This is a genomic window from Nocardia sp. CA-290969, assembly GCF_050936135.1.
Lineage (GTDB): Bacteria > Actinomycetota > Actinomycetes > Mycobacteriales > Mycobacteriaceae > Nocardia.
In genome coordinates, this window is sequence record NZ_JBNJNJ010000001.1 from 4,627,054 (window position 1) to 4,649,957 (window position 22,904).

Below are 22,904 nucleotides of genomic sequence, written 5' to 3' on the forward strand. Positions count from 1 at the left end.
AACCTTGGGCCCGGCCGCGCCATGCGGTCAGGTGGTGGGTATGGCATCTCGACCGAACAGCTTGTACGCCACCGCAGCCGGTGTGACCTTCCACTATCACGACCTGGGCAGCGGGTCCCCCACCCTCTTCCTGCACGGCGGCGGACCCGGCTGCACCGCCTGGTCGGACTTCGGGCCGGTCGCGGAACTGTTCGCCGGCGACCGCCGGGCCCTGCTCGTGGACCTCCTGCAATACGGCCAATCCGACAAATGCACGATCACCGGCCCGATGTGGGATTTCCACGCCGCGAAAATGGTGGCGCTACTCGACGAACTCGGTATCGACCGCGCCGATTTCGTCTGCAATTCGTGGGGCGGCACGATCGCGCTCAACCTCGCCGCCAAATACCCCGAACGAGTGCGCACCCTGGTGATCACCGGCAGTATGCCGGTTTTCTACGGCCCCCTCGCCCCGCTCCCCGAGTCCGGGCGCCGGGGTCGCAATGCCCGCGACGTGTATTACGGCGGTGAGGGACCGACGCGCGAGAAGATGCGGCAGCTCATCACCCGGCTCGAATGGTTCGACGGCAGCAAGCTCCCCGACGAAACCCTGGATATGCGGTACCGGCAGAGCCTCGACCCCGGCGAAACCGAGTTGGCCGCCCGCTCGGACAACCCGCGCGGCGACTGGCAGGACCTGACGGCCGAGCTCGGCATGATCCAGGCGCCGGTCCTGTTCGCCTGGGGTATGCACGACGCGTTCCTCACCCCCGACTACCCGTTGATGCTCGCCCGCATGGTCCCGCACGGCCATCTCTACGTGATGGACCGGGCCTCGCACCACTTGCAGGAGGAACGCCCATACGACTACTACAGCGTGGTGACCGGTTTCCTCAACCAGCAGCATCCGTGACCACCGAAGAGATCAGGGACACCCAGCCGCTCGATAAACCCGTACAGCACAACAGGATTCGACTCGTCCTGATACTGGGAGCGCTCACCGCGCTAGGGCCGTTCACGGTGGATATGTACCTGCCCGCGCTACCGGTCATCGCCACGGATCTGGGCACCACCGATGCCACCATCCAGCTCACCCTCACCGCGACCCTGATCGGCCTGGCGCTCGGCCAGCTGGTCATCGGACCGCTGTCCGATGTCTACGGCCGGCGCCGACCGCTGATCGCCGGCTCCGCGATCCACGTCGCGGCCTCGGTGGCCTGCTATTTCGCGCCGTCGGTCGCGCTGCTCGGGACCTTCCGCGCACTCCAGGGGATCGGCGCCGCGGCCACCACGGTCATCGCCATGGCGGTGGTACGCGATCTGTTCACCGGCCGGGAGGCTGCGGTCGTCTTGTCACGGCTCATGCTCGTCATGGGCGTCGCCCCGGTGCTGGCACCCTCGATCGGCGGCCTGCTCATCGCCGTCGTTTCCTGGCACGGCGTCTTCCTCACCCTGGCCGGCCTCGGCCTGGTGATGATCGTGCTCGGCTGCTACGCCATGCCCGAAACACTCCCGCCCGCCGCCCGCGCGAGCCGCGGCACCGCCTCGCTGTTCCGGCGCTACGGGGTCCTCGCCCGGGACCGGGTCTTCGTCCTGCTGGTCCTCGTCTGCGGGCTGGTCCGGGCGGTCCTGTGGGCCTATATCGCCGGCTCGGCCTTCGTTCTCCAGCAGCAATACGGTCTGAGCCCGCAGCTCTACGGTTTCGCCTTCGCGATCGGTGCCGTCGCATTGATCGGCTCGTCCCAGCTCAACGTGCTGCTGCTCGCCCGCTGGACCCCCGACCGTCTCTGCCTGATAGCGCTGGTGGTGAGCGTCGTCCTCGGCGCCGTATTCGTCCTCGTCACCGTGACGGGCGCGGGCGGCCTCGCCGGCTTCGCCGTGCCACTCGTGCTGCTGCTCTGCACCACCGGTCTCGCCATGCCGAATTCGGTGGCGGCGGCGCTGTCCCGGCACGGTGAAGCGGCCGGATCCGCCGCCGCGGTCGTCGGCTTCACCCAGTTCGGCGCCGCCGCCCTCGCCGCGCCCGCGGTCGGGGTGCTCGGCAACTCCGCCCACGCGATAGCCATCGTCATGACCGTCGCCGCGACTCTTGCCCTGCTCGGATTCCTCACCGCGCGCCCCGGCCGAGTCGGGCCCGGAGCCGGGACAGCGAGTACTGACATCATGGGACCATGAACGAACGGGGAGAACCGGTCCTGTACGCCCTCGTCACCGGCTCACCACCGGCCCGGTACGTGGGCAGGCTCGTCGACCTTGCGCAGGCCGGCGGCTGGGATGTCTGCGTCGTCGCCTCCCCGGACGGCCGGCGTTTCATCGATCCCGACGCGCTGGCCGCCCACACCGGGCACCCCGTTCGCAGCGAATACAAAGAACCCGGCACACCGGATCTGCTCCCACCCGCCGACGCCGTGATCGCCGCCCCGATCACCTGTAACTCACTGGCGAAATGGGCTGCGGGGATATCGGATACGCTCCCCCTCGGTCTGTTGGTCGAGGCGGTCGGCAAAGGGTTGCCCGTCGTGGCCGTGCCCTATTCCAACCGCGCGCAACTCGGTTTCCCCGCGGTGCAGGAAGCGATCCAGAAACTCTCCGGCTGGGGTGTCGCGGTGCTCTCCGGCGACACGATCGGACAGCACGAACCCGGAACCGGTGAGCACTACCTGGATCAGTTCCCCTGGGAACCCGCCTGGCGCGCCCTACTGAACCACCCTGCCCGCAGCATCGGCGCGTAGCAGTCGAAGGCGGTGGGCTCCGGCCCACCGCCGACGAGTTCCGGTTGCGGTGTACCCGCCGCCGGGTGTGATCGATTGTCCTACTCGGTGCCGGTCGCGGCCCGTTCCGCCGCGACAGCGGGGGCGCGCACGGCACTGCCGGATACCGTGGACAGCGCCGCCAGTGCCGCCAGCCCAGCCGCCGACCAGAGCAGAACAGACAGGCCGGCACCGTCGAAGATCACGCCGCCCGCGAACGATCCCAGTGCGATGCTCCCGGTGAAAGCGCCGACGTACAGTCCGGAGACGGCCTCCCGCCGGTCCGGCGCGGCCTGGACGGCCCAGAGCTGGCTGCACACCGAGACACCGCCGTAGGAGAGTCCCCACAGCACCAGCACCACGGCGGCGCCGAGTGGGCTGGTCCCGAGCAGCGGTAGCAGCAGCAGCGCGGCGGTGATACCGATCGCCAGGACGAGCAGCGTGGCCCGGACCCGCCGCGCGGCCGCCGCGCCCGCCGCGAAATTGGCGGCGATGCCGAACAATCCGTAGACGAGCAGCAGCAGTGATATCCCGGCCCCGTGAACCCCCGACACCTCCTCCAGTGCGGGACGCACATAGGTGTAGGCCGCGAAATGCGCTGTCACCACCAGGGTTACCGCGACCAGCCCCCGGCGCACCGCCGGAAGCGCGAGCAGCGAACCGGAACCCACGGCTTCGTCCGCGCCGGTCTGCGCGGGCAGTGCCGGCAGGAACACTGCCAGCGCGGCGCCGAGCCCGAGCGCCGCCACCGCGAGCGCGCCGAAGGCACTGCGCCAGCCCGCGATATCACCGAGCAAGGTCCCCAGCGGTACACCCAGGACGGAAGCCACCGCGACACCGCTGACCACCAGCGACACCGCCAGGCCCGCGCGAGCGCGCACAAGCCGCGGGACCAGCGCAACGGCCAGCGCCCACACCGTGGCCATGGCCAGACCCACCACCACCCGGCCGAGTGCCAGCACCGCGAACCCCTGGGCGAGCGCGGTGATCAGATTGCCGGCGGCGAGCAGCAACGCGGCGGCCACCAGGACGCGACGGCGGTCGAGCGTGCCGATCACCCGGGAAACGAACGGCGCGAACAGGGCCGCCACGACACCGGTGACGGCCAGGCTGAACCCCGCGGTACCGGCGGAGATACCCAGACCGTCGGACATCGGGGTGAGAATGCCGACCGGCAGCATCTCCGCCGTGACGACGAGAAATGTGGACAGGGCCAGCACGACGATCGAGGACCAGCGTTCGGCGGGTGCGGCGACGGGGGCCCGGGATTCACTCACAGTGGACATGAATCCAGTCAAGGTCGCGCGGTATCGCGGAACAACGGTGATCAGCTCATTGTTCGATCAGCTGAACTGATCGATCGTGGTGAGCGGAAGGAGCGGTATGCCGGACCTTCCCGTCCGCGAGCTGGAATGCCTGCTGATACTGGCCGAGGAACTGCATTTCGGCCGGACAGCGCAGCGGCTGCGGGTTTCGCAGAGCCGGGTGAGCCAGCTCGTCGCCGCCCTGGAACGCAGTATCGGCACCCGGCTCGTAAACCGCACCAGCCGTCGCGTGACGCTCACCGATTTCGGTGCCGCATTCGTGGAACGGGTCCGGCCCGCGTACACCGAGCTGGCCGAGGTGGTCGGTGGTGCGCGGCAGGAGGCCCGGCACGAGAATCCCGCGCCGATCCGGCTCGGTTTCCAGGGCATCGCGTACGAAACGGTCACCTGGACCCTCACCAGGTTCGCGCACGAAAACCCCGATGTGGCGTTGTCCTTGCAGGAGATCCCGCTCGGCGACCCCTTCGGCGCCCTGCTGGACGGCCGGGTCGATGCCGCCGTCGCACTGCTCCCGGTACGGGAGCCGGAGCTCTCGGTCGGTTACGTGTTCCCGCCCGCCCCGCGGATGCTGGCCGTAGGACACGGCCACCCACTGGCGTCGACCGAAAGCATCGATGCCGAAGCGCTGGCGACCGTGGACCTGGTCTCGGTGGACGGACCCGCACCGCAATATTGGCGCGACGTGCACTTCCCACGATTCACACCGCACGGCAAACCGATCGAGGCGACGGTCCGCGTGGCGACGCTCCAGGAGGGCATGACCCTCGCCGCCACCGGCCGGTACGCGATGCTGACCTGCCGCCCGGTGGCCGAACGCAACCAGCGCGCCGACCTGCGCTTCGTCCGCGTCACCGGATTCGACGAGGAGTCGCGGATGGCGTTGCTCTGGCGCTCCACGCACCGCCGCCCGCAACTGACGAAACTGGCGGCCTTGCTCGGCGAACTACCCGGCACGACACAGATACCGGCCGACCCCTTCACCGCTCCCGGGCTGCGGACACAGGTGCCGGCGGTTTCCTGACTACGTGCGGCCGGCAACACCAGTTCACACCGATCCCGGGCCAGGCTCGGCGTCGGTCGGCGGGTGTCCGGCGTCATGCCGCTGTGGGGCGGCAGGTGGTCAACAACTCCAGCGGATAGAAACCGGTGCAGCGGCCCGCGCGGTCGAGTAGTGAGCCCAAACGTTTGGGTGTCTCGAGGGTGATACTGCGGTCCGCGATCACGAGGCCCGGCACCTGCGATTCGAGTTCGTGCTCCAGGCGCGACAACTCGCTGATCTGCCGCAGCCACACCGTCATCAGGACGTTCGCGGTCCCCGTCACCTCGCAGCACACGCGGATCTGCGGGAACGAATCGAGCGCGTCGACGAGCGCGCTGAGCGTACGTGGTGTCGCACGCGCCCAGATATTCGCGGTCACCGGCCAGCCCCCGAGTACATGGGCGACCTCGCAGCGGATCGAGAGGATGCGCTCGGCCACGAGATAGGTGAGCCGGCGCCGGACGGCCGCCGCGCTGATCCCGCAGACACCGGCGAGTTCGACCGCCGAGCGGCGTCCGTCGGCCGCGAGCGCGGCGATCAACGCCAGGTCCACGGCGTCCGGCTGATGGACCAGTGGCCGCGGGGGCGGGCGGTATCGGGACAGCGTCGACTCCTCGCCGTCGTCGAGGGCCCGCACCCGCCAGCGTTCGCTCTCCCCGAACACCTGCATCACCACGCGGGTGCGGGTGCGGGAGACCATCGGCGACGCCGCCAGCTGCTGCACCCAGTCGCCGAGGGTGTCGAGATCGAAGGTCATCACGGTGAGGAGGAGGTCGCCGTCGCCGGCGGTGCGCTGGATGGTCGCGACCATCCCGTCCCGGGCGAGCTCCCGCATCAGCTCCGGCAGGCGCTCGGCCGCCTCGACCTCCACGAAGGCCGCGCATTGCGTATTCAGATAAGCCGGCCCGGGATAGGTGACGATCCACGCCAGCCCGCTGTCCACCAACCGTTCCCAGCGCCGTGCGGCGGTCGGCGCACTCACACCCGCGACTTCCCCGACGGCGCCCCACGGCGCACGCGGCGCGGACTGCAATGCGTGCACGATCCGGAAATCAATGTCGTCTGGCACGTGACAATCCTTCACCCGGTGGCCTTCGATCTGCATTTCTCAACATGCCGCGAAAAACCGGCCACCGCATCTTTACCGTTCCATTTCACATATCGGCGGCTTTTCATCCGGCCGGCGATGGAGGAGGTTATCGGAATGAGGATCACGGTTATCGGCGGCGGCCACGGTTCGTATGCGGCGGCGGCCGATATGAGCGGAAAGGGACACGACGTCATCTGGTGGCGGCGTGCGCACGATGCTTTCGCACCGCTGCTCGATGCGGGCGAAATTCTGGTCGACGACCATCGCGGGCAGCGCGCCCTGCCGATCGGTACCGCGGGCGGAATCGTCGTCGAAGCCGATCTCGGCCGTGCGGTGGCGGGTGCGGAGATAATCATCGTGCCGATTCCCGCCTTCTCCCACCCCGATCTCGCCGAGCGAATAGCGCCGCACCTGGCCGACGGGCAGGTGGTGTACCTGCCGCCGGGCAGTTTCGGTTCGGTGCTCTTCGCGCGGGCGCTGGCCGCCGCCGGTAACCCGGCCAAGGTCGCCTTCGCCGAGACCGGAACCCTCCCCTACCTCGCCCGCAAGCACGGCGGCAACCGGGTGGTGGTGAGCGGTTACGCCACCCGGCTGCCCACCGGTGTCTTCCCCGCACACGACAGCGAGCGCGCGCTGGCGGTGCTGGCGCAGATCTATCCGGTCGAGCCCGTCGAGGACGCGCTGAGCGGGGCGTTGATGAATGCGGGCCCGGTCATCCATCCACCGCTGATCCTGATGAACGCCGGCCCGCTGGAACATTTCGCGGCCTGGGACATCCACAACGAGGGCACCCAGGATGCCATCCGGCGCGTCACCACCGCGCTCGACGCCGAACGTATCGCCGTCCGCACCGCGCTCGGGTACAGCGCGCCGCATTTCCCCCTCGCCGACCACTACACACCGGACGGCGACGAATGGATGTACGGAAACGCCGCGCACGAGAAGCTCACCGACAGCGGCGACTGGCGCGAGCATATCGACCTGCACACCCACCGGTACATGACCGAGGATGTGGAGATCGGCCTCGCCCTGCTGACTTCGGTCGGGCACTGGGCCGGAGTACCCACCCCGGTGGCGAGCGGCCTCCTCGCGATCGCCGCCGCGATCACCGGCCGGTCCCCGGGTAGCGGCGGCCGGACACTGGCCGCGCTGGGGCTCGACGGGCTGGACCGCGACGGTATGAAACAGGCACTGCGCGACGGGTTCTTGCCGTGACCGCGCCGGTCGTGGTGGTCGGCGCGGGCCGCATGGGCCAGGGCATCGCGGCCGCGCTCGCGTTCGGAAAGGTCGAGGTGACCGTCGTCGATCTGCGCGACCGCGGCGCCGGCACCGCGGCGTACCTCGCGACGGCCCGGGCCGAGATCCGCTCGTCGCTGGAGCGGAAGGTCCGGCTCGGGCTGCTGGCCGGATCCGATCTTCCGGAAGTGCTGGACCGGGTGCACGTGGTGAGCCGGGAGCCCGCGGCCATGGCGGGCACCCGGCTCGTCTTCGAAGCGGTGCCGGAAGTACTCGATATCAAGCGAGCGACGCTGTCGTGGATCGAGTCGATGGTCGGTGCGGACACGGCCATCGCCTCCACCACGTCGAGTTTTCTCGTGAGCCGCCTCGCCGAATTCGTCGCCCGGCCGGAACGGCTGCTCAACGCCCACTGGCTGAATCCCGCCGATCTGATGCCGTTGGTCGAGGTGAGTCCCGGCGCCGGGACAGCGCCCTCGGTGGTCGAGGCGACCTGCGATCTGCTGTCGGCGGTGGGTAAAACGCCGGTCGTCTGCGCCGCGTCACCGGGGTACATCGTGCCGCGACTACAGGCACTCGTGATGAACGAAGCCGCCCGGATGGTCGAGGAGGGCGTCGCCGGCGCCGCGGAGATCGACCGGGCCGTCCGGATCGGGTTCGGATCCCGATTCGCCGTGCTGGGCCTGCTCGAGTTCATCGACTGGGGCGGCTGCGACACCCTGTTCCACGCCTCCAACTATCTGCGTGGCGAGCTCGGCGAGCGCTTCGGGCCCGCGCCGCTGGTCGAGCAGCACATGGCCGCCGGACGCCGGGGCAACACCGACGGCGCCGGCTTCTACGACATCGAGCCCGGGACCTTGGACGACTACCGGGCGCAGCGCATCGCGGACTTCGCGCAGGTCCTCGACGCCACGGGACAACTACACAGGTACGACGACCTCCCGCGGGAAGCAGGCCGAGCCGCCGCGGGAGCTCTATCGACACGCCCCGCCGGCGCGTCACAGAACTGATGAGGAGAAGGCTGTGACAGCTCTGAATTCACCCGAGCGCGATGCCGCGACCACCCGCGAGCGGCCGATGAAACTGGCGGTCGCCTCGGGCGTCGGGACCATCCTCGAGTTCTACGACTTCGCGATCTACGGCACCGCCACCGCCTTGGTGTTCAACAAGGTGTACTTCGACACCGACGACCCGTGGTTCGGCACCTTCCTCGGATTCGCCACTTTCGCGATCGGCTTCGTGATGGCACCGGTCGGTGCGGTGATCTTCGGCCACTACGGGGACCGGTTCGGCCGGCGCGCCGCGCTCACCACGGCGTTCATCCTCATGGGCTCGGCCACCTTGATCATGGGCCTGGTGCCCGACTCCCGGGCGATCGGGATCGCCGCCCCGCTGATCCTCATCTTCCTGCGGATGCTGCACGGGATTTCGCGCGGCGGCGAGATCGGCGGCGCGGTCCTGCTGGCGGCCGAGCACGCCCCCGCGTCGCGCCGGGGGCTCTACGGCTGCTTCGTCACGCTCGGCTCGCCGGTCGGCGCGATCCTGGCGAACACCGCCTTCGCACTGGTGCTCCTGCTGCCGATGGACCAGGTCATCGCCTGGGGCTGGCGCATTCCGTTCCTCGTGGGCGGCATCGTGCTGGTCATCGGTATCTGGACCCGGATGCGGATCTCCGAGACCCCGGACTTCGCCGGCGCCGATTCCGCCACGGAGCCGCCCGCCACCCGTGGCCTGGCGGTGGTCCGGCAGGACTGGCGCGGACTGCTCCGCGCCGCCGGGGTCAACATCGGCCAGAACTGCTACGCCTTCCTGCTGTTCACCTTCATGTTGTCGTTCCTCACCGAACCCGATCCGGGCCGGGGCTTCTCGCGTTCGCAGGTGGTCTGGGGCATCACCCTCGCCCTCGCCTGCCACGCCGCGACGGTGGTACTCGGCAGCCATCTATCCGACCGGCTGGGCCGTAAACCGGTGATCGGCTTCGGCATGGCGTCGGCGACCCTCTTCGCTCCGGTGCTGTTCTGGGTCACCGCGCACGGCTCGTTCCTGGCCTGTATCACGGTGATCTGTATCGGTTTCACCTTGACCGGGTTCGTGTACGGGCCGATGTTCACCATGTTCGCCGAGCAGTTCCCGGTGACCCAGCGCTACAGCGGCGTGGGTATCGGATACCAGGTCGGGGCGGTGGTCGGTGGTGGTATCGCGCCGATGGTCGCGAACCGGATAGTGAGTGGTACCGGCAGTGTGGTCCCGGTCGGCTTCTACGCCGCGGCACTCATGCTGATCAGCCTGTTCGCGCTGCTGAAAGGTAAGGAGACCGCACCGCTGGCGGTCGGGAAATCGTTCCGGATGCGGCTCGGCGCGTACGCGGGCGAAAGGGACCGGGACGGCCTGGATGTACTCCCGGCCGACGCGAAACCGCTGGAGCAGTTCAGCCGGTGAACGCACCACCGGCACGTCGATGCCGGCCACCCCTCATCACAGTGGCCGGCATCGACGCAACACCCTCAGGACGGAACGCGTTCCACCACAGGTGGTTCCGTCGTCCGCCCGGTCAGGGCGCGAATGCGGAGCGCGCGGAACACGGTGGCGGCGGCCGCGGCCTCGTCATCCTTCGGGGCACTGGCGAAGGCCACCACGAGGGAGACCAGGAAGGAGATCGGCGCCACCGCCAGCGCCGGATTGGAGAACGGCAGTACGGAATCCGCGCCCTGCACGGCGGGACTGAGCACGATCACCGCGATGGAAAGGACCAGGCCGGTCACGATGCCGGAGATCACGGCGCGTGCAGTCATCCGGCGCCAGTACAGCGTCAGCAGCAGCGCCGGCAGATTGGCGCAGGCGGCGATGGACATACCGAGCGAGGCCAGGAACGCCACATTCTGGCGTTGCGCGGCGAAAGCGATCGCGATCCCCACCAGGCAGGTGGCGACCGTCGCGATCCGGGCCGCGCGGTGCTGAGCGGTGGGCGATACCTTCCCGTTGCGCAGCACCTGGCCGTACAGGTCGTGGGCGATGGCGCCGGAGGTGGCGATCACCAGCCCCGACAGCGCGGCCAGGATGGTCACGAACGCGACCGCCGCCACGAACGCGAGCAGCACACCGCCGCCGAGGGTTTCGGCGAGCTGCGCGACGGCGAGGTTGCCGCCCTTGTTCTCCGCGGCGATGACATCCGGACCGACCAGCACGGCCGCGCCGTAGCCGAGCACCGGGATCATCAGGTAGAAGCCGAAGAAGATCCAGATGGAGGTGTAGGCGGAGGTACGCGCCTGCTGCGCGTCCGGCACGGTGAGGAACCGGATCATCACATGCGGGAGGCCGAGGACGCCGAGCACGAGGCCGACCGTCTGCGACAACTGGTCGAACGAGGCCGCGTCGCCGGAGCGCTGGGGGGCGACGAACTGCTGCCCGAATTCGGCGAGCGCGCTGCTGAACGGCCCGAACGGGTTGAAATCGAAGCGCACCAGGACGAGGACGAACAGCACCACCGCGCAGACGAGCAGCAGACCGGTTTTGATGATCTGGATCCAGCTGGTGGCCAGCATGCCGCCGACCAGCGTGTAGGCGGTGGTGAGCGCGCCGATGATCAGTACTGCGATCGCGTAGTCGAGATCGAACAGCAGCGAGACCAGCAGCGCCGCGCCCACCAGTTGCGATACCAGGTAGACCACGCTGATCACGACGGTGCTGATCGCCATCAGCGAGCGGACGTCCTTACCCGGGAACCGGGTGGCCAGCACATCGGCCAGGGTGAAGCGGCCGAGGTTGCGCAGCGGTTCGGCGATGAGCAGCAACGCCAGCACGAACGCGATCGGGACGAATACGGCGAGGTAGAAACCGTTGAACCCGGTGAGCGCGATGGCGCCGGTGACCCCGAGGAACGAGGCGGCGGAGATGAAATCCCCGGCGATGGCGACCCCGTTCTGCCGCCCGGTGAGCGCACCACCGGCGACATAGTGGTCGGCGGCGGATTTGTTCTGCCGGGCGGCCCAGGCGGTGATCACCAGGGTCACCGCGACCAGGGCCGCGAACAGCGAGGCGGAGACGAGGTTCATGCGCGGGCGCCTTCCTGTGCGACGCGGGCCTCGAGCGCGGCGGCCCGGGCCATGTAGTAGCGGGCGACCACAATGGCCACGGCGAACTGGAAGAACGCATAGAGCCAGGCGACGGTCACGCCGCCGGCCACCACCGTGTCCAGCACGGAGGTGAATCCGCCCAGTACGGGCAGGGGGAAGAACAGGAGCAGGACTACCGCGCTGAGCCGGAACACCAGGCGGGCGCGTTCGCGGGCGAGCTCGTCGAGACCGGGATTCCCCACGGCTGCGGGCGGATCGGAGTGAGAATGTTCCATGAGACATCGTCTTTCGGCTGTGTGATTTTCTACACGCTAAAGCGGCGATGTGAGGTGGAACATCGGAAGAATTCCCGGTCCGAATACGGAATTCCTTTATCCGGGCCCGGCGCGTCAGATCAATTCGATGACCAGTTTGGGACTCTTCGACCGGGAGACACAGAGCGCCATCTGATCACCGGCGGCCTTGTCCGCGACGGACAAACAGTTGTCGCGATGGTCGGGCTCACCCTCGAGGACGTTCGAGACGCAGGAACCGCAGATTCCTTCCTCGCAGGATTTGAAGACATCGATACCGTTTTCCTCGAGCACCGAAAGAATCGAGCGGTCGGCGGGAATTTCGAAACTCTCCCCGGTATCGAGTTCCACGGTGAAACCGGTATCGCCGGAAGTGTCGACCGCGGCCGCCTCGAAATGTTCGATGTGGACATTGCCGATGCCGACCACCGGTGCCACGACCTCGGTCACGGTGTCCATGAATCCGGCCGGACCGCAGGTGTATACGGCGCTGTCACCGGTCAGGCCGGCGGCGACCGACGCCAGCGCGGCCCGTTGTTCCGCGCGGGTACACCCGGTGTGCAGACGCACCCGGTCACGGAACTCCGCCCGGTTCTCCAGCAGGTCGAGGAAGGCGGTTTCCGCGCGGCTGCGGGTGAAGTAGTGCAGCGTGAACTCCGCGCCGGTGGCATGTAGTTCGTAGGCCATGCTCAGCAGCGGGGTGACCCCGATACCGGCGGCGACCAGCACATGCCGGTCGGCGTCCGGCGCGACGGTGAGAATATTGCGCGGTTCCCCGATCGCGATGAGGTCGCCGGCGCACACCTCGTGCAGCGCCGCCGAGCCGCCGCGGGATTCCGGTTCCCGTTTCACGGCGATGGTCAGCGACGCGGTCTCGGTGGGCGGCCCGCACAGCGAATATTGCCGGAGGATGCCGGTCGGTCCGGTGACATCGATATGCGCGCCGGCCCGGTAGGGGCCCAGCGGCGCACCGTCCTCCCGTACCAGGCGCAGCGAGCGGATACTCGGCGTCTCCGCCACGATTTCGGCGACCACCACTTTGGTCTCGGTCACGGGGGAACTCCTAACGCATGTAGAGACCGCCGTTGGCGTCCCAGCATGCCCCGGTGACCGACGCGGCGGCCGGTGACGCGAGCAGGGCGACCATTTCGGCGATGAATGCCGGATCGCCGAGACGCCCGACGGGTATGGATCGGGCGAAACTTTCGAGGTTGCCGGCGCCGACGATGTCGTGCACCACCGGCGAATCCTGCGGGCCGGGCGAGACGGCGTTCACCGTGACCCCGGATGCGGCCAGTTCGCGGGCGAACACCTTGGTCAGCGAGATGACCGCGCCTTTGGCGGAGGCGTAGTGCCCGCCGGTGGCGGTGCCGCCGTTCTGCCCGGCCAGCGAGGCCATGTTCACGATCCGGCCGTATCCCTGCGCGGCCATATGGGCGCCGAACAACTGGCAGGCCTGGAACGTGCCGCGGAACCCGACGGCCATCACGCTGTCGAGTTCTTCGGGGGTGATCTCCAGCAGCGGCCGGGCCTGGGTGCGGGCGGCATTGTTCACCAGCACCTGCACCCCGCCGAAGTCGGCGACCACGGTGGCGAGCAGCTTCTCCAGCGACCCCTTGTCCGCGACGTCCGCCGCGTAGCCCCGTGCCCCGACCGCACCGTCGAGTTCGGCGGCCAGCGCGGCGGCGGCGGTGCCGTCCAGATCGGCCACGGCCACGGCATGCCCACCGGCGTGCAGCCGGCGCACGATATGCGCCCCGAGCCCGCCCGCGCCCCCGGTGACCACGGCGACCGGCGCGCTCACAGCAGGAACCCCGCGGCGGGTACGGCGTCCTCGCTGTCGACCAGCCGGATCACCTTGCGCGCGATCCGGTCGCCGGCCGGCGTCGCACCGAGCCGGATGCGGTATTCGAGGTCCCCGGCCCAGATATCGTGGCGGCCGCGTTTGTAGGCGACGAGGATCTGCGCGGCCCGCAGGTGCACCTCGTCGTCGGTGACGTGCTCCGGGACGAATCGGGAGACGGTGCGGGTCGTGACCGCGGCGTCGACGGCGGCGAGGGCGTACCCCTCGGTCATCCGGACGACGCGCATATCGCGCATGCGGGCATCGTCGTAGATCATGTTCAACGTGTTGTCGAAATCGTCGGTGCTCCGGTCGATCGGCACCACATAGTGGGCGTCGGCGGTGTAGAGCTCCTGCCAGGCGTGGTAGTCCTTGCGGTCGAGCAGTTCGGCTTCGCGCCAGCTCAGTTCGATCGCCCGCGCGACCCGGCTGTCGGTGAACACCGCCGTCGCGGTGCGGGTGTCAGTCATCGCTCATCATCTGCTTCCACTGCTGGTACGCGGCGCGCATTCCGGTCTCGTCGGTGACATGGGAGGTGGGCCAGCCCTCCGGACTCGGTTTCTCCCGCGCGAGGCCGCGGTTGACCAGGATCGGCATCTCGGGGTCGGCCTGCGCGCCGCGCTGGACGCGGTCCCAGCCCTCGGCGTCGTCGGGGGTGCCGAATCCGAAGGGGCCCTGGAAGTGTTCGTGTACCCGCAGCCGGGCCCGGTTGACCGGGTTCACGATCTCGGCGGGCCCGTCGGGGCCGATGGCCACGTGCTCGATCGTGGTCTCGTCCACCGAGATCGGACGCAGGACGCGGAAGAAGGCCGCGGACATGGACACGTTCGGGAACAGGTTCAGGTTGAACCCGGTGCCGTGCATGGCGCGCACGAGTTTGCGGATCGCGGCGTCGTCGAGGCCGGTGGTTTTCAGCTCGGCGATCAGGTCGTCGAACCGGGCCTGCAGCGGTTCGCTGCCGTCGTCGGCGTCCAGATCGGAATGTTCGGGCACCATCTGCATAACGCTGTGACCGTTGCCGAGATCGTGGGTGACCGCTTCCGGATCGGTCATGAACGACATCATGTCGGCGGTTTCGGCGTCCACCGAGGCCATCCAGGAGCGGTGCACGATCGGGAAGTGATAGCCGTCCGTGGTGTTCTCCAGCTGGATCTTCCAGTTCCCGTGGAAGGTGAACCGGTGGGTGCCCAGCACCTTGATCGGGTAGCCGCCGCCCTGTTTCATGAACCGGTCGATCCAGAGCTTCGCGTCGCCCAGGAAGTCGGTGAGCGGTTCGATATCGGCGTTGAAGGTGGCGAACACCATGCCGCCGTAGGATTCCGTGCGCAGCTTCTTCAGCGACAGATCGCCCTTTTCCACCACACCCTCGTAACCGTCGGGGTACGGGATCCCGCGCAGTTGCCCGTCGAGGCCGTAGGACCAGGCGTGATAGGGGCAGGTGAAGCCGTTCGCGACACCGGTCTTCTGCTCGCAGATACTCGCCCCGCGATGCCGGCAGCGGTTGAGCAGAGTGTTGAGCTGTCCCTTGCGGTTGCGGGTCACGATCACCGGCTGGCGGCCCACATGGGTGGATTTGAAGCTGCCGGGTTTCGGTAGTTCGGATTCGTGGGCGACCCAGATCCAGGTGCTCTCGAAGATCCGGGTGATCTCCTGTTCGAAGATCTCCGGATCGGTGTACATCCGGGCCGCGACCCGGTCCGCGCCGACCAGATCGGCGGGTGCCGGGTGCGGGAGTGCTGCGCTGTGCGCGGTCATGATGCCTCCTGGCGGGTTGGTCAGTACTGGCGCGGGGTGAGCGCGCGGCCGATACGGGCCTCGATCTTCAGGAATTTCCAGAGTTTCCAGTCGCTCGTGCCGACCGGGATGGTGCGGACCAGGTTGCAGGCTGCCTTGACGGTGTCGTGGCTGTCGGCGTCGGCGAGGAGGTAGCAGGTCCACGGCCAGCTGTCGGAGGGCCCGACCATGGTGGAGTCGTCGTCGATATCGCCGATGAAGTCGATCCCGTCGAGGGCTTTGATGCCGTCCATCAGGGCGACGAAGGCGGTCCACACGTCGCCGGTGGTGACACCGCCCTGCGGGAGGTCGAAGAAGTTCTGGTTGATGCCGATACAGAAGAGAACGCGCAGCGGGCTGTCGGTCACGAAAAGTTCCTGTCGTCGAAAAGGGCTGTCGGTCAGCGGAATCCGGGCACGGTGGGCGGCTGTCCCATCAGGACGGCGCCCGCGGCGTCGACCAGGCCCGGCCCGAGGAAGGCGTGCTGCGCCGGTACCAGCGCATCGCCGGCCCACTGCTGGAGCGGGTGGCCGTGGAAGATGGCGGCGGTACCGGAGATCTCCACCAGCCGGTTCACCACCGAGGCGGCGGTGGCGGCGATATGGGTCGCCGCGAGCCGCAGATGGGCGTTCTGCTGGGCGGTGACGGGGTCACCGCGCAGCACCGTCTCCCACGCCTCCTCCGTGACCTCGTAGAAATAGGCACGGGCCGAGCGCAGATCGGCTTCGGCCTGCGCGACCGCGGTGCGGTAGTAGGGGCGGTCGGCGAGCTTGGGGGCACCGGTGATCCCCGCCCGGCCCGCGCCGATCTCGGCGGCGTGGTCGAGGGCGGCCCGGGCCACCCCGGCGCCGACCACCGCCAGCACCTGGGCGGCGTAGGCGATGGCCGGGTACCGGTACAGCGGTTCGTCCACGGTCGGTTCGCCGCCGCGGATGAAGGTCCACTCCCGCGGGACCACCACATCCCGCACCACCAGATCGAACGAGCCGGTGCCGCGCATCCCGACCACATCCCAGTCCTGCACGATCTCCACCTGCTCGGGGCGCAGCACGGCGGTGCGGGGTTTGCCCTCGGTGCTCGCGTCACCGGGGATGCCGACGCCGAGAACATCGGCGCCCATACATCCGCTGGCGAATTTCCACCGGCCGTCGATCCGGAAGCCGCCGTCGGTCTCGGGCGCCGGCTGGATCGGGAACAATCCGCCGGCGAACACCACATCGGGGCCGTCGGCGTACAGCGCGGCCTGGGTGTCCAGCGGAAGCGCGGCGAGATAGACCAGCGCCGAGCCGAAGCTGGCCACCCAGCCGGTGGAACCGTCCACCACGGAGATGCGTTCGACGATGCGCAGGAACTCGGCCGGCGGCAGTGGCTCACCGCCGAAGCGGCGCGGGGTCGCGGCGCGGTAGACGCCGGTTTCCTTGAGCCGTGCGACGAAATCCCGCGGCACGTATTTCTGCTCGCCGAACTCCTGCCGCCGCACGGCGAGCTCGGCGAGGACGTCGTCGAGATTCGCCGCGCCGGTCGCGGATCCGACCGTGGCTTGCGAGGTGGTCACGATCCCCTGCTCCTGTCGTCGATGGGCTGTACCTCGACGGTAGGGAGAGCGCGGTCACACGAACATCGGTAATGCCCGCGCCCGAACCGGTGTGAACCACCACCCCCGTAGGGGAAACCTTCAGCTGCCCCGGACGATCGCGAACCGGCAGGTCGGAAAAGCTACGCTGGCGCGATGTCCGTCGATCCGCGTGCTCCCGAACTGGTCGTCTCGGATTTCGTCACGATGATGAACGCCACCGAGGTGTGCGTGCTGGTGCACGACGCCGCGACCAAGAACATCCTGTGGGCGAACCCGGCGGCGTGCGCGATGCTCGAATTCGATCTTGCCGAGATCCGGCCGTTGAAGGCCCACGATATGAGCAGTTCCGCCCAGCAGTACGACCGCGTGATCGGCCGCGCCTGGCTCCAGGACGCCGTCGAGCACGGCAGCAGCCGGATCGAATGGCATTACCGGTCCAAATCGGGGCGGATCATCCCGACCGACGCGGTGGCCACCCGGATCGAACTCGCCCAGGGCCCCGCGGTGATGGTGCAGTTCCGCGATATCGAACGCGAACAGCGCACCGAACGCGCCCTGCGGCTGACCACCACCTATGTGGACGCCCTGGCCCGGCACACGTCCACCCTGGCGTTCGTCCTCGACGAGGCCGGTGAGATCCGCTTCGCCACCGATACCGCCCTCACCCGCCTGGGACTGGACCCGGCCGTCGAACTGCCCGAAGGGCCGCGGCTCACCCGCTACGCCCACCTGCACCGCGACAACCGGCGCACCGACTGGGCGGCGGTGGCCGCGGACGCCGACCCCGTCACCTCCGTGCGGCTCGAGATCGGGCGGCCGGACGGGTCCACCTCCTGGCTCGACGGCAGCCTGGAACGGCTGGACGAAGCCGGCGTACCCGCCTACCTCATGCTCGTGCACGACGTCTCCGACCGGATCCGCGACGAGGAGAAACGCGGGCTGGAACTCCAGCGGGAGAACTATCTGGCCCGCTACAACGCCATGGGCGATATGGCGATGGCCATCGCCCACGAACTGGGCCAGCCGCTGGCCGCCGCCGGCAACTACGTCGCGGGGATCCGCTCGCATCTGCCCGCCGGTGAGGTGCTCGACCACCGCGTCACCTTCGGCCTGGACGCGGCCCGAAAACAGATCGACCGGGCCGCGACCATCGTGTCCACCCTGCGCGCGTTCGTCGGCCATCTGGAGCAGGTCGAACAGGTCGCGGATCTGAACGACATCGTCACCGAATGCCTGTATTTCGTGCGGTTGCGGGCAGCGGACGCCGGGGTACAGGTCGACCTGGAACTCTCCGGCGACCCGGTCGAGATCCGCTGCGAACGGGTGCTCACCGGGCAGGTCATCGTCAATCTGTGTTTCAACGCGATCGACGAGATGGCCCAGTGCCCGCCCGACTCCCGGCGCATCGTGCTCACCACCGCCGTACGCGACGACAGCGCCTGCTTCACCGTCCGCGATCACGGCCGCGGGGTGCCCCGGGATCCGTTCCTGGATTCGTTCACCTCGAAAGCACACGGCAGCGGGATCGGGCTGGCGTTGAGCTATCGGATCATCACCCGCCAGCACGGCAGCATCTGGTGCCGGCCCGCGGACGGCGGCGGTTCGGTATTCGGTTTCGCCCTGCCGGCGCCCGCGCCGGATAAGTAAAACCTTCAGCGCACCCGGAGGAAATCTCGATACCTCGAGGCGCAGATCACTCGTAGCGTCGAGACCATGACCAAGCAATTGACCGCCGAGCAGCGTGACTTCCGGGCTGCGATGTCGAATCTTTCGGCCGCAGTCAACGTCGTCACCACCAACGGACCGCGTGGTCGCGCGGGTATCACGGTCAGCGCGGTGTGCTCGGTGACCGACGCACCGCCGACGATGCTCGTCTGCGTCAACCAGTCCAGTTACGCGCACGCGATCTTCCGGCGCAACCAACGGCTCTGCGTGAACATCCTGAGTTCGTCCGACGAGGAGCTGGCCGGGCATTTCGCCGGTGCCACGGGGGTTCCCATGGCCGAACGGTTCGAGTGGCCGATCTGGGACCACGACACCGAGGACATCCCGATGCTGCGTACCGCGGCGGCGCGGGTGGTGGGCCGGATCATCAGCGACCACACCCAGGGTTCGCATTCGATCTTCCTGGTGAGTGTGCAGCGCGTCGATGTCCGGGAGAACACCGGCGCGCTCGTCTATTTCCAGCGGCGCTTCCACAGCATCGGCACCGACCGCGGCGCGCACCCCGAGCAGGAGAACACCGGATGGACGACGCGAACCACCGCATGACGCTGATGTGCTACAACGACACCCACGGCTACGGCTGGCGCCACGTCGACCTGTTCCTGCACGACGCCGAGGGCCGCGAGCTCAACTGGGTGCACTGGCAGGTCACCGAGGACGGCCCCGACGCCGCCGACCGGATCACCGCGGTCGCCGAACCGGGCCTGCGCCGCACCTCCGAGTGGCGGCACGGGGTGAGCGCCGCGGGTATGGACTACTGGTCGGCCGATGCGATGTGGGTGGAATCATGACCTTCTCCGAATCACTGCATGCCCCTTGGTCTTTACGCGAACTGGTCGACGACCTCGCCGCCGGGCGCACCGACGCCGCGGCGGTATGGGAACGCTCGGCCGCTCGAATCTCCACCACCGAAAAAACCCTCGCCGCCTGGGTGGCCCGCGGCCCACGGCCCGAATTCCCTACGCCGAGTGGGCCGTTGGGTGGCATTCCGGTCGGTGTGAAGGACATCATCGATGTCGCCGGTTATCCCACGCGGTGCGGTTCGGCGCTGCGCGCGGACAGCGCACCGGTGGATCGCGACGCGGAGATCGTCGGGCTGTGGCGGGCCGCGGGGGCACTTCCCGCCGGCAAAACCGTCACCACCGAATTCGCCTATTTCGCGCCAGGACCCACCCGGAATCCGGCGGCACCGGACCATACGCCCGGTGGATCGTCGAGCGGCTCGGCCGCCGCGGTCGCCGCCGGCCAGGTACCGCTGGCGCTCGGTTCGCAGACGGCGGCCTCGGTGACCCGGCCCGCCGCCTACTGCGGTGTCGCGGCCCTGGTCCTGACGCGGGGCCTGCTACCCACCACCGGCGTCACCGGACTCGCGCACAGCCTGGACAGTCACGGCTTCTACGCCGCGCAGGTCCGCGACCTGGCCTGTGCCTGGGCAGCCTTGCGCGGGGAGCCGGATCCGTCGGCCACCTCCTCGGGTCCGCCTCGCGTGGCCTTCTGGTCGGCGTCCCCGCTGGACGCGGTGGAGCCCGTCATGGCCGAGGCGGTCGCGGCATTGCGGGAACGGCTGGTGGCGGACGGCGCCACCGTCACCGATTTCGCCGCGGAGCAGGCCGTCGCCGATACCACCGCCGCGCACCGGGTGGTGATGGCCTACGAGGCCGCGCGGCTCCGCGCCACCGAACTCGCGCACGCCGACGCACTGAGTGCGCCGCTGGCCGAGCTGCTGCGCACCGGTGCTGCCACCGACCGGCACGACTACGACGCGGCCCGCGCAATCGTCGAACGCACCCGGCGCGAGGTACTGGACCTGTTCGCCGGCTACGACGCTGTTGTCGGGCCCGCCGCCCCCGGCCCCGCACCGGCCGGTCTGACCGCCACCGGTGACCCCGTACTCAGCCGCGCCTGGCAGGCACTCGGATTGCCGGTGGTCACCGTCCCCGGCCTGCGCACACCGCAGGGCCTGCCACTCGGCGTGCAGGTCATCGGCCCACCACGCGCGGAGGCGGCCCTGCTCCGGACTGCTTCGTGGATCCAGGCCCGTACCGCCGCCACCGTCGACGGGAGAACGTCGTGACCGAGAGCGAAACCATCGGACGGCTGACCCGCCGGATCGAGACCCTGGAGGGCGAGGCCGAGATACGCCGGCTCCAGGCGCGCTACATGTTCCTGTGCGATACCCCCTGCCCCGAGTTCGGGGTCACCGACGACGCGCACCGGATCGACCTCATCATGGAGCTCTACGCCGAGGACGCGATCTGGGAGGGAGTCGGCGAATACTACGACGACCAGTTCGGCCGGCTCACCGGGCGCGCTGCCATCCGCGCCCATTTCGAACGGTTCTGGGATCCGGACCGCGAACCCGCCCTGGTGCTCAACGCGCACTACCTCACCGCCGAACAGATCCACGTGGACGGCGATGCAGCCACCGGCCAATGGATCCATATGCAACCGTGGCTGTATTCCGACGGCACCGGACTCCTGCGTTCCAGCCGGCTCAACAATGCCTTCCGCCGGGTGGACGGCTCGTGGAAGATCACCCGCACCCGCACCGAGAACGTGTTCGTCGCCCCGCTGCCGCACGCCTTCGCGGACAGTTTCCCGGCCGGTTCGGTCCTGATGAGGCCGTGATGGAGGTGCCGACGAGGTATTCGCCGAGCGCGTACGCGAGCGACCCGCCCGGGTGCGTCGCCGTAGAATCGGCGGGCATGAGCGGTGCGTCCTCCCCCGTCGTCCATATCGTCGACGACGACGAGGACCTGCGCCAATCGCTGGCTTTCCTGCTGCAGAGCGTCGGTATCGACGCGCTGACCTACGCCACCGCGGCCTCCTTCCTGGAGGAAGCCGATCTGGACGAGGCCGGTGTCGTCATCGTCGATGTCCGAATGCCCGGTCTCAGCGGCTTCCAGCTCCAGGAGGAACTGAACCGGCGCGACTACCCCGCCCCCGTCATCTTCTGCTCCGCACACGGGGACATCCCGATGTCGGTGCGCGCCCTACGTGCCGGGGCCGTCGATTTCCTGGAGAAACCCTACGAGCCGCAGCGCATGCTCGAAGTGGTGCAGGAGCAGCTGCTGGCCGCGGGCCGGGCCTTCGCGGAACGCGCCGAACGGCTGGGCGTCGAACGCCGGCTGGCCGATCTCACGCCCCGCGAACGGGAAGTACTGCACCTGGTCATCGAGGGCAGATCCAGCCAGCAGATCGCCAGCCGGCTCGGCACCAGTGTGAAAACCGTCGATGTGCACCGGGCGCGGATCAAGGCGAAAACCGGCGCCGAGAGCCTGGGCACGCTGGTCCGCGACATCCTCGCCTACCGGGTCACGGTCTGATCCGGCTCAGGGTGTCCACCCCAGGCCGCGGCTGAGTTCACCGGCCGCCGCCGATACACACGCGCTCGCGGCGCGTTCGAATTCCTCGGCCGTCGTCCGGCCGGTGGAGGTCGAGCAGGCGATGACCGCGACGACTTCGCCGGACTGGTCCCGCACCGGAACGGCGATCGAGATCAGTCCCTTCTCCAGTTCTTCGGAGGTGAGTGCATAGCCTTTTTCCCGGACGAGGGCGAGCTCGCGTTCGAGTTGTCCGGCATCGGTGATCGTCGTGGCGGTCAGCGGGCGGAACTCGGTCGCGGCGATCACCTCGTCGAGCGTCGCCCGCGGCGCCCACGCCAGCAGCGCGCGACCCATGGAGGTCGCGTACGCCGGGACGCGGGTGCCGACCGAGACATTGATGCTCATGATCCGGCGCACCGGCACCCGCGCGGCATACACCACCTCGGCGCCGTCGAGCACACCGAGCGAGGCCGATTCGTGCAGCTCGTCGGCTACCGCCAGCAGATGCGGCATGGCTTGTTCGAGCAGCGTGTGGGTCGCCGAATAGTGCTGCCCGATGCTCAGCACGCGGGGCGTGAGCGTCCAGCGCGGGCCCGAGCCGGCCACGTAACCGAGCCGCTGCAAGGTGAGCAGAATGCGGCGGACCACCGGTTTCGCCAGCCCGGTGGCGTGCGCGAGTTCGGCCAGGGTGGGGTTCGGCCGGTCGCTGTCGAACGCGGTCAGCACGGCGAAACCCCGCTCGATGCTCTGGATGTAGTCGCGCTCGTTCTCGCTCATACCGCCCGATCCCGTTCCCTTCTTGACAAACCGAGTGACCACGCGCACAGTAATCGGTACGCACAGCGTCAGCCTAGTACGCATAGCGTACTCATTCTT

General features: G+C 68.7%; 24 protein-coding genes. 13 read left to right on the plus strand and 11 right to left on the minus strand.

All coding sequences use genetic code 11. From position 1 onward, the window contains the following. Positions 1–40 precede the first annotated feature (40 nt). The 3 genes from ACQEVO_RS21070 to ACQEVO_RS21080 are packed head-to-tail and all read left to right on the plus strand — an operon-like array spanning position 41 to position 2,711. Positions 41–892: an alpha/beta fold hydrolase gene (locus ACQEVO_RS21070; protein WP_432915762.1), complete on the plus strand. Its 852-nt coding sequence runs from the start codon at positions 41–43 to the stop codon at positions 890–892. Beyond that, positions 889–2,154 (plus strand): multidrug effflux MFS transporter, encoded by a 1,266-nt coding sequence (locus ACQEVO_RS21075; protein WP_432915764.1) that lies wholly within the window; start codon positions 889–891, stop codon positions 2,152–2,154. The genes ACQEVO_RS21070 and ACQEVO_RS21075 overlap by 4 nt, the downstream gene beginning before the upstream one ends. After that, complete coding sequence (locus ACQEVO_RS21080) at positions 2,151–2,711, plus strand: flavoprotein (RefSeq protein ID WP_432915767.1); 561 nt, start codon at positions 2,151–2,153, stop codon at positions 2,709–2,711. Before ACQEVO_RS21075 ends, ACQEVO_RS21080 begins: the two co-directional genes overlap by 4 nt. Before the next feature lie 80 nt (positions 2,712–2,791). Here the strand turns inward: ACQEVO_RS21080 and ACQEVO_RS21085 are convergent, their stop codons facing one another. Continuing rightward, a complete protein-coding gene (locus ACQEVO_RS21085) occupies positions 2,792–4,015 on the minus strand; it encodes an MFS transporter (RefSeq protein WP_432915769.1) in 1,224 nt (407 codons plus the stop codon). 97 nt (positions 4,016–4,112) lie between these two features. Here ACQEVO_RS21085 and ACQEVO_RS21090 point away from each other — a divergent pair, with 97 nt between their 5' ends. Beyond that, positions 4,113–5,075 (plus strand): LysR family transcriptional regulator, encoded by a 963-nt coding sequence (locus ACQEVO_RS21090; protein WP_432915771.1) that lies wholly within the window; start codon positions 4,113–4,115, stop codon positions 5,073–5,075. 73 nt (positions 5,076–5,148) lie between these two features. On the opposite strand, the gene ACQEVO_RS21095 is transcribed toward ACQEVO_RS21090, so the two are convergent. Then, the gene (locus ACQEVO_RS21095) at positions 5,149–6,162 is read right to left on the minus strand and encodes an Lrp/AsnC family transcriptional regulator (protein WP_432915773.1); all 1,014 of its coding nucleotides are present in this window, start codon (positions 6,160–6,162) and stop codon (positions 5,149–5,151) included. Positions 6,163–6,297: 135 nt separating this feature from the next. Between ACQEVO_RS21095 and ACQEVO_RS21100 the strand changes: the two genes are divergently transcribed. From ACQEVO_RS21100 to ACQEVO_RS21110, 3 genes are read left to right on the plus strand one after another with little or no spacing between them, the layout of a single operon-like run. After that, entirely contained in the window at positions 6,298–7,398 is a 1,101-nt protein-coding gene (locus ACQEVO_RS21100; protein WP_432915775.1) for an NAD/NADP octopine/nopaline dehydrogenase family protein, read from the plus strand. Beyond that, complete coding sequence (locus ACQEVO_RS21105; protein ID WP_432915777.1) at positions 7,395–8,429, plus strand: 3-hydroxybutyryl-CoA dehydrogenase; 1,035 nt, start codon at positions 7,395–7,397, stop codon at positions 8,427–8,429. Before ACQEVO_RS21100 ends, ACQEVO_RS21105 begins: the two co-directional genes overlap by 4 nt. Before the next feature lie 13 nt (positions 8,430–8,442). Then, positions 8,443–9,858, plus strand: coding sequence for an MFS transporter (locus ACQEVO_RS21110; protein WP_432915779.1), 1,416 nt, complete (start codon positions 8,443–8,445; stop codon positions 9,856–9,858). A gap of 65 nt (positions 9,859–9,923) precedes the next feature. On the opposite strand, the gene ACQEVO_RS21115 is transcribed toward ACQEVO_RS21110, so the two are convergent. From ACQEVO_RS21115 to ACQEVO_RS21150, 8 genes are all read right to left on the minus strand, one after another. Beyond that, the gene (locus tag ACQEVO_RS21115) at positions 9,924–11,471 is read right to left on the minus strand and encodes a solute symporter family protein (RefSeq protein ID WP_432915781.1); all 1,548 of its coding nucleotides are present in this window, start codon (positions 11,469–11,471) and stop codon (positions 9,924–9,926) included. Next, positions 11,468–11,767, minus strand: a complete 300-nt coding sequence (locus ACQEVO_RS21120) for a DUF485 domain-containing protein (protein ID WP_432915784.1) — start codon at positions 11,765–11,767, stop codon at positions 11,468–11,470. Before ACQEVO_RS21120 ends, ACQEVO_RS21115 begins: the two co-directional genes overlap by 4 nt. A 114-nt stretch (positions 11,768–11,881) precedes the next feature. Beyond that, complete coding sequence (locus tag ACQEVO_RS21125; RefSeq protein WP_432915786.1) at positions 11,882–12,838, minus strand: PDR/VanB family oxidoreductase; 957 nt, start codon at positions 12,836–12,838, stop codon at positions 11,882–11,884. Between the two features lie 10 nt (positions 12,839–12,848). Further along, positions 12,849–13,589 carry an SDR family NAD(P)-dependent oxidoreductase gene (locus ACQEVO_RS21130; RefSeq protein WP_432915788.1) on the minus strand — a complete coding sequence of 247 codons (741 nt, stop codon included), beginning with the start codon at positions 13,587–13,589 and terminating at the stop codon, positions 12,849–12,851. Then, positions 13,586–14,098, minus strand: coding sequence for an aromatic-ring-hydroxylating dioxygenase subunit beta (locus tag ACQEVO_RS21135; protein ID WP_432915790.1), 513 nt, complete (start codon positions 14,096–14,098; stop codon positions 13,586–13,588). Before ACQEVO_RS21135 ends, ACQEVO_RS21130 begins: the two co-directional genes overlap by 4 nt. Further along, on the minus strand, positions 14,091–15,383 hold the full coding sequence (locus ACQEVO_RS21140) for an aromatic ring-hydroxylating oxygenase subunit alpha (RefSeq protein ID WP_432915792.1): 1,293 nt from the start codon (positions 15,381–15,383) through the stop codon (positions 14,091–14,093). The genes ACQEVO_RS21135 and ACQEVO_RS21140 overlap by 8 nt, the downstream gene beginning before the upstream one ends. Before the next feature lie 20 nt (positions 15,384–15,403). Then, on the minus strand, positions 15,404–15,769 hold the full coding sequence (locus tag ACQEVO_RS21145; RefSeq protein ID WP_432915794.1) for a hypothetical protein: 366 nt from the start codon (positions 15,767–15,769) through the stop codon (positions 15,404–15,406). Between the two features lie 32 nt (positions 15,770–15,801). Next, complete coding sequence (locus ACQEVO_RS21150; protein ID WP_432915796.1) at positions 15,802–16,956, minus strand: acyl-CoA dehydrogenase family protein; 1,155 nt, start codon at positions 16,954–16,956, stop codon at positions 15,802–15,804. A gap of 174 nt (positions 16,957–17,130) precedes the next feature. On the opposite strand from ACQEVO_RS21150, the gene ACQEVO_RS21155 reads away from it, so the two are divergent. The 6 genes from ACQEVO_RS21155 (at position 17,131) to ACQEVO_RS21180 (ending at position 22,028) form a co-directional block, all read left to right on the plus strand. Further along, the gene (locus ACQEVO_RS21155) at positions 17,131–18,624 is read left to right on the plus strand and encodes a PAS domain-containing sensor histidine kinase (protein WP_432915798.1); all 1,494 of its coding nucleotides are present in this window, start codon (positions 17,131–17,133) and stop codon (positions 18,622–18,624) included. Positions 18,625–18,690: 66 nt separating this feature from the next. After that, a complete protein-coding gene (locus ACQEVO_RS21160) occupies positions 18,691–19,248 on the plus strand; it encodes a flavin reductase (RefSeq protein WP_432915800.1) in 558 nt (185 codons plus the stop codon). Next, positions 19,224–19,493 carry a hypothetical protein gene (locus tag ACQEVO_RS21165; RefSeq protein WP_432915802.1) on the plus strand — a complete coding sequence of 90 codons (270 nt, stop codon included), beginning with the start codon at positions 19,224–19,226 and terminating at the stop codon, positions 19,491–19,493. Before ACQEVO_RS21160 ends, ACQEVO_RS21165 begins: the two co-directional genes overlap by 25 nt. Beyond that, positions 19,490–20,776: an amidase gene (locus ACQEVO_RS21170; RefSeq protein ID WP_432915804.1), complete on the plus strand. Its 1,287-nt coding sequence runs from the start codon at positions 19,490–19,492 to the stop codon at positions 20,774–20,776. Before ACQEVO_RS21165 ends, ACQEVO_RS21170 begins: the two co-directional genes overlap by 4 nt. Further along, complete coding sequence (locus ACQEVO_RS21175) at positions 20,773–21,330, plus strand: nuclear transport factor 2 family protein (protein WP_432915806.1); 558 nt, start codon at positions 20,773–20,775, stop codon at positions 21,328–21,330. The genes ACQEVO_RS21170 and ACQEVO_RS21175 overlap by 4 nt, the downstream gene beginning before the upstream one ends. Positions 21,331–21,407: 77 nt before the next feature. Further along, complete coding sequence (locus ACQEVO_RS21180) at positions 21,408–22,028, plus strand: response regulator transcription factor (RefSeq protein ID WP_357979766.1); 621 nt, start codon at positions 21,408–21,410, stop codon at positions 22,026–22,028. Positions 22,029–22,034: 6 nt separating this feature from the next. On the opposite strand, the gene ACQEVO_RS21185 is transcribed toward ACQEVO_RS21180, so the two are convergent. After that, a complete protein-coding gene (locus tag ACQEVO_RS21185; protein ID WP_432915808.1) occupies positions 22,035–22,805 on the minus strand; it encodes an IclR family transcriptional regulator domain-containing protein in 771 nt (256 codons plus the stop codon). Positions 22,806–22,904 lie beyond the last annotated feature (99 nt).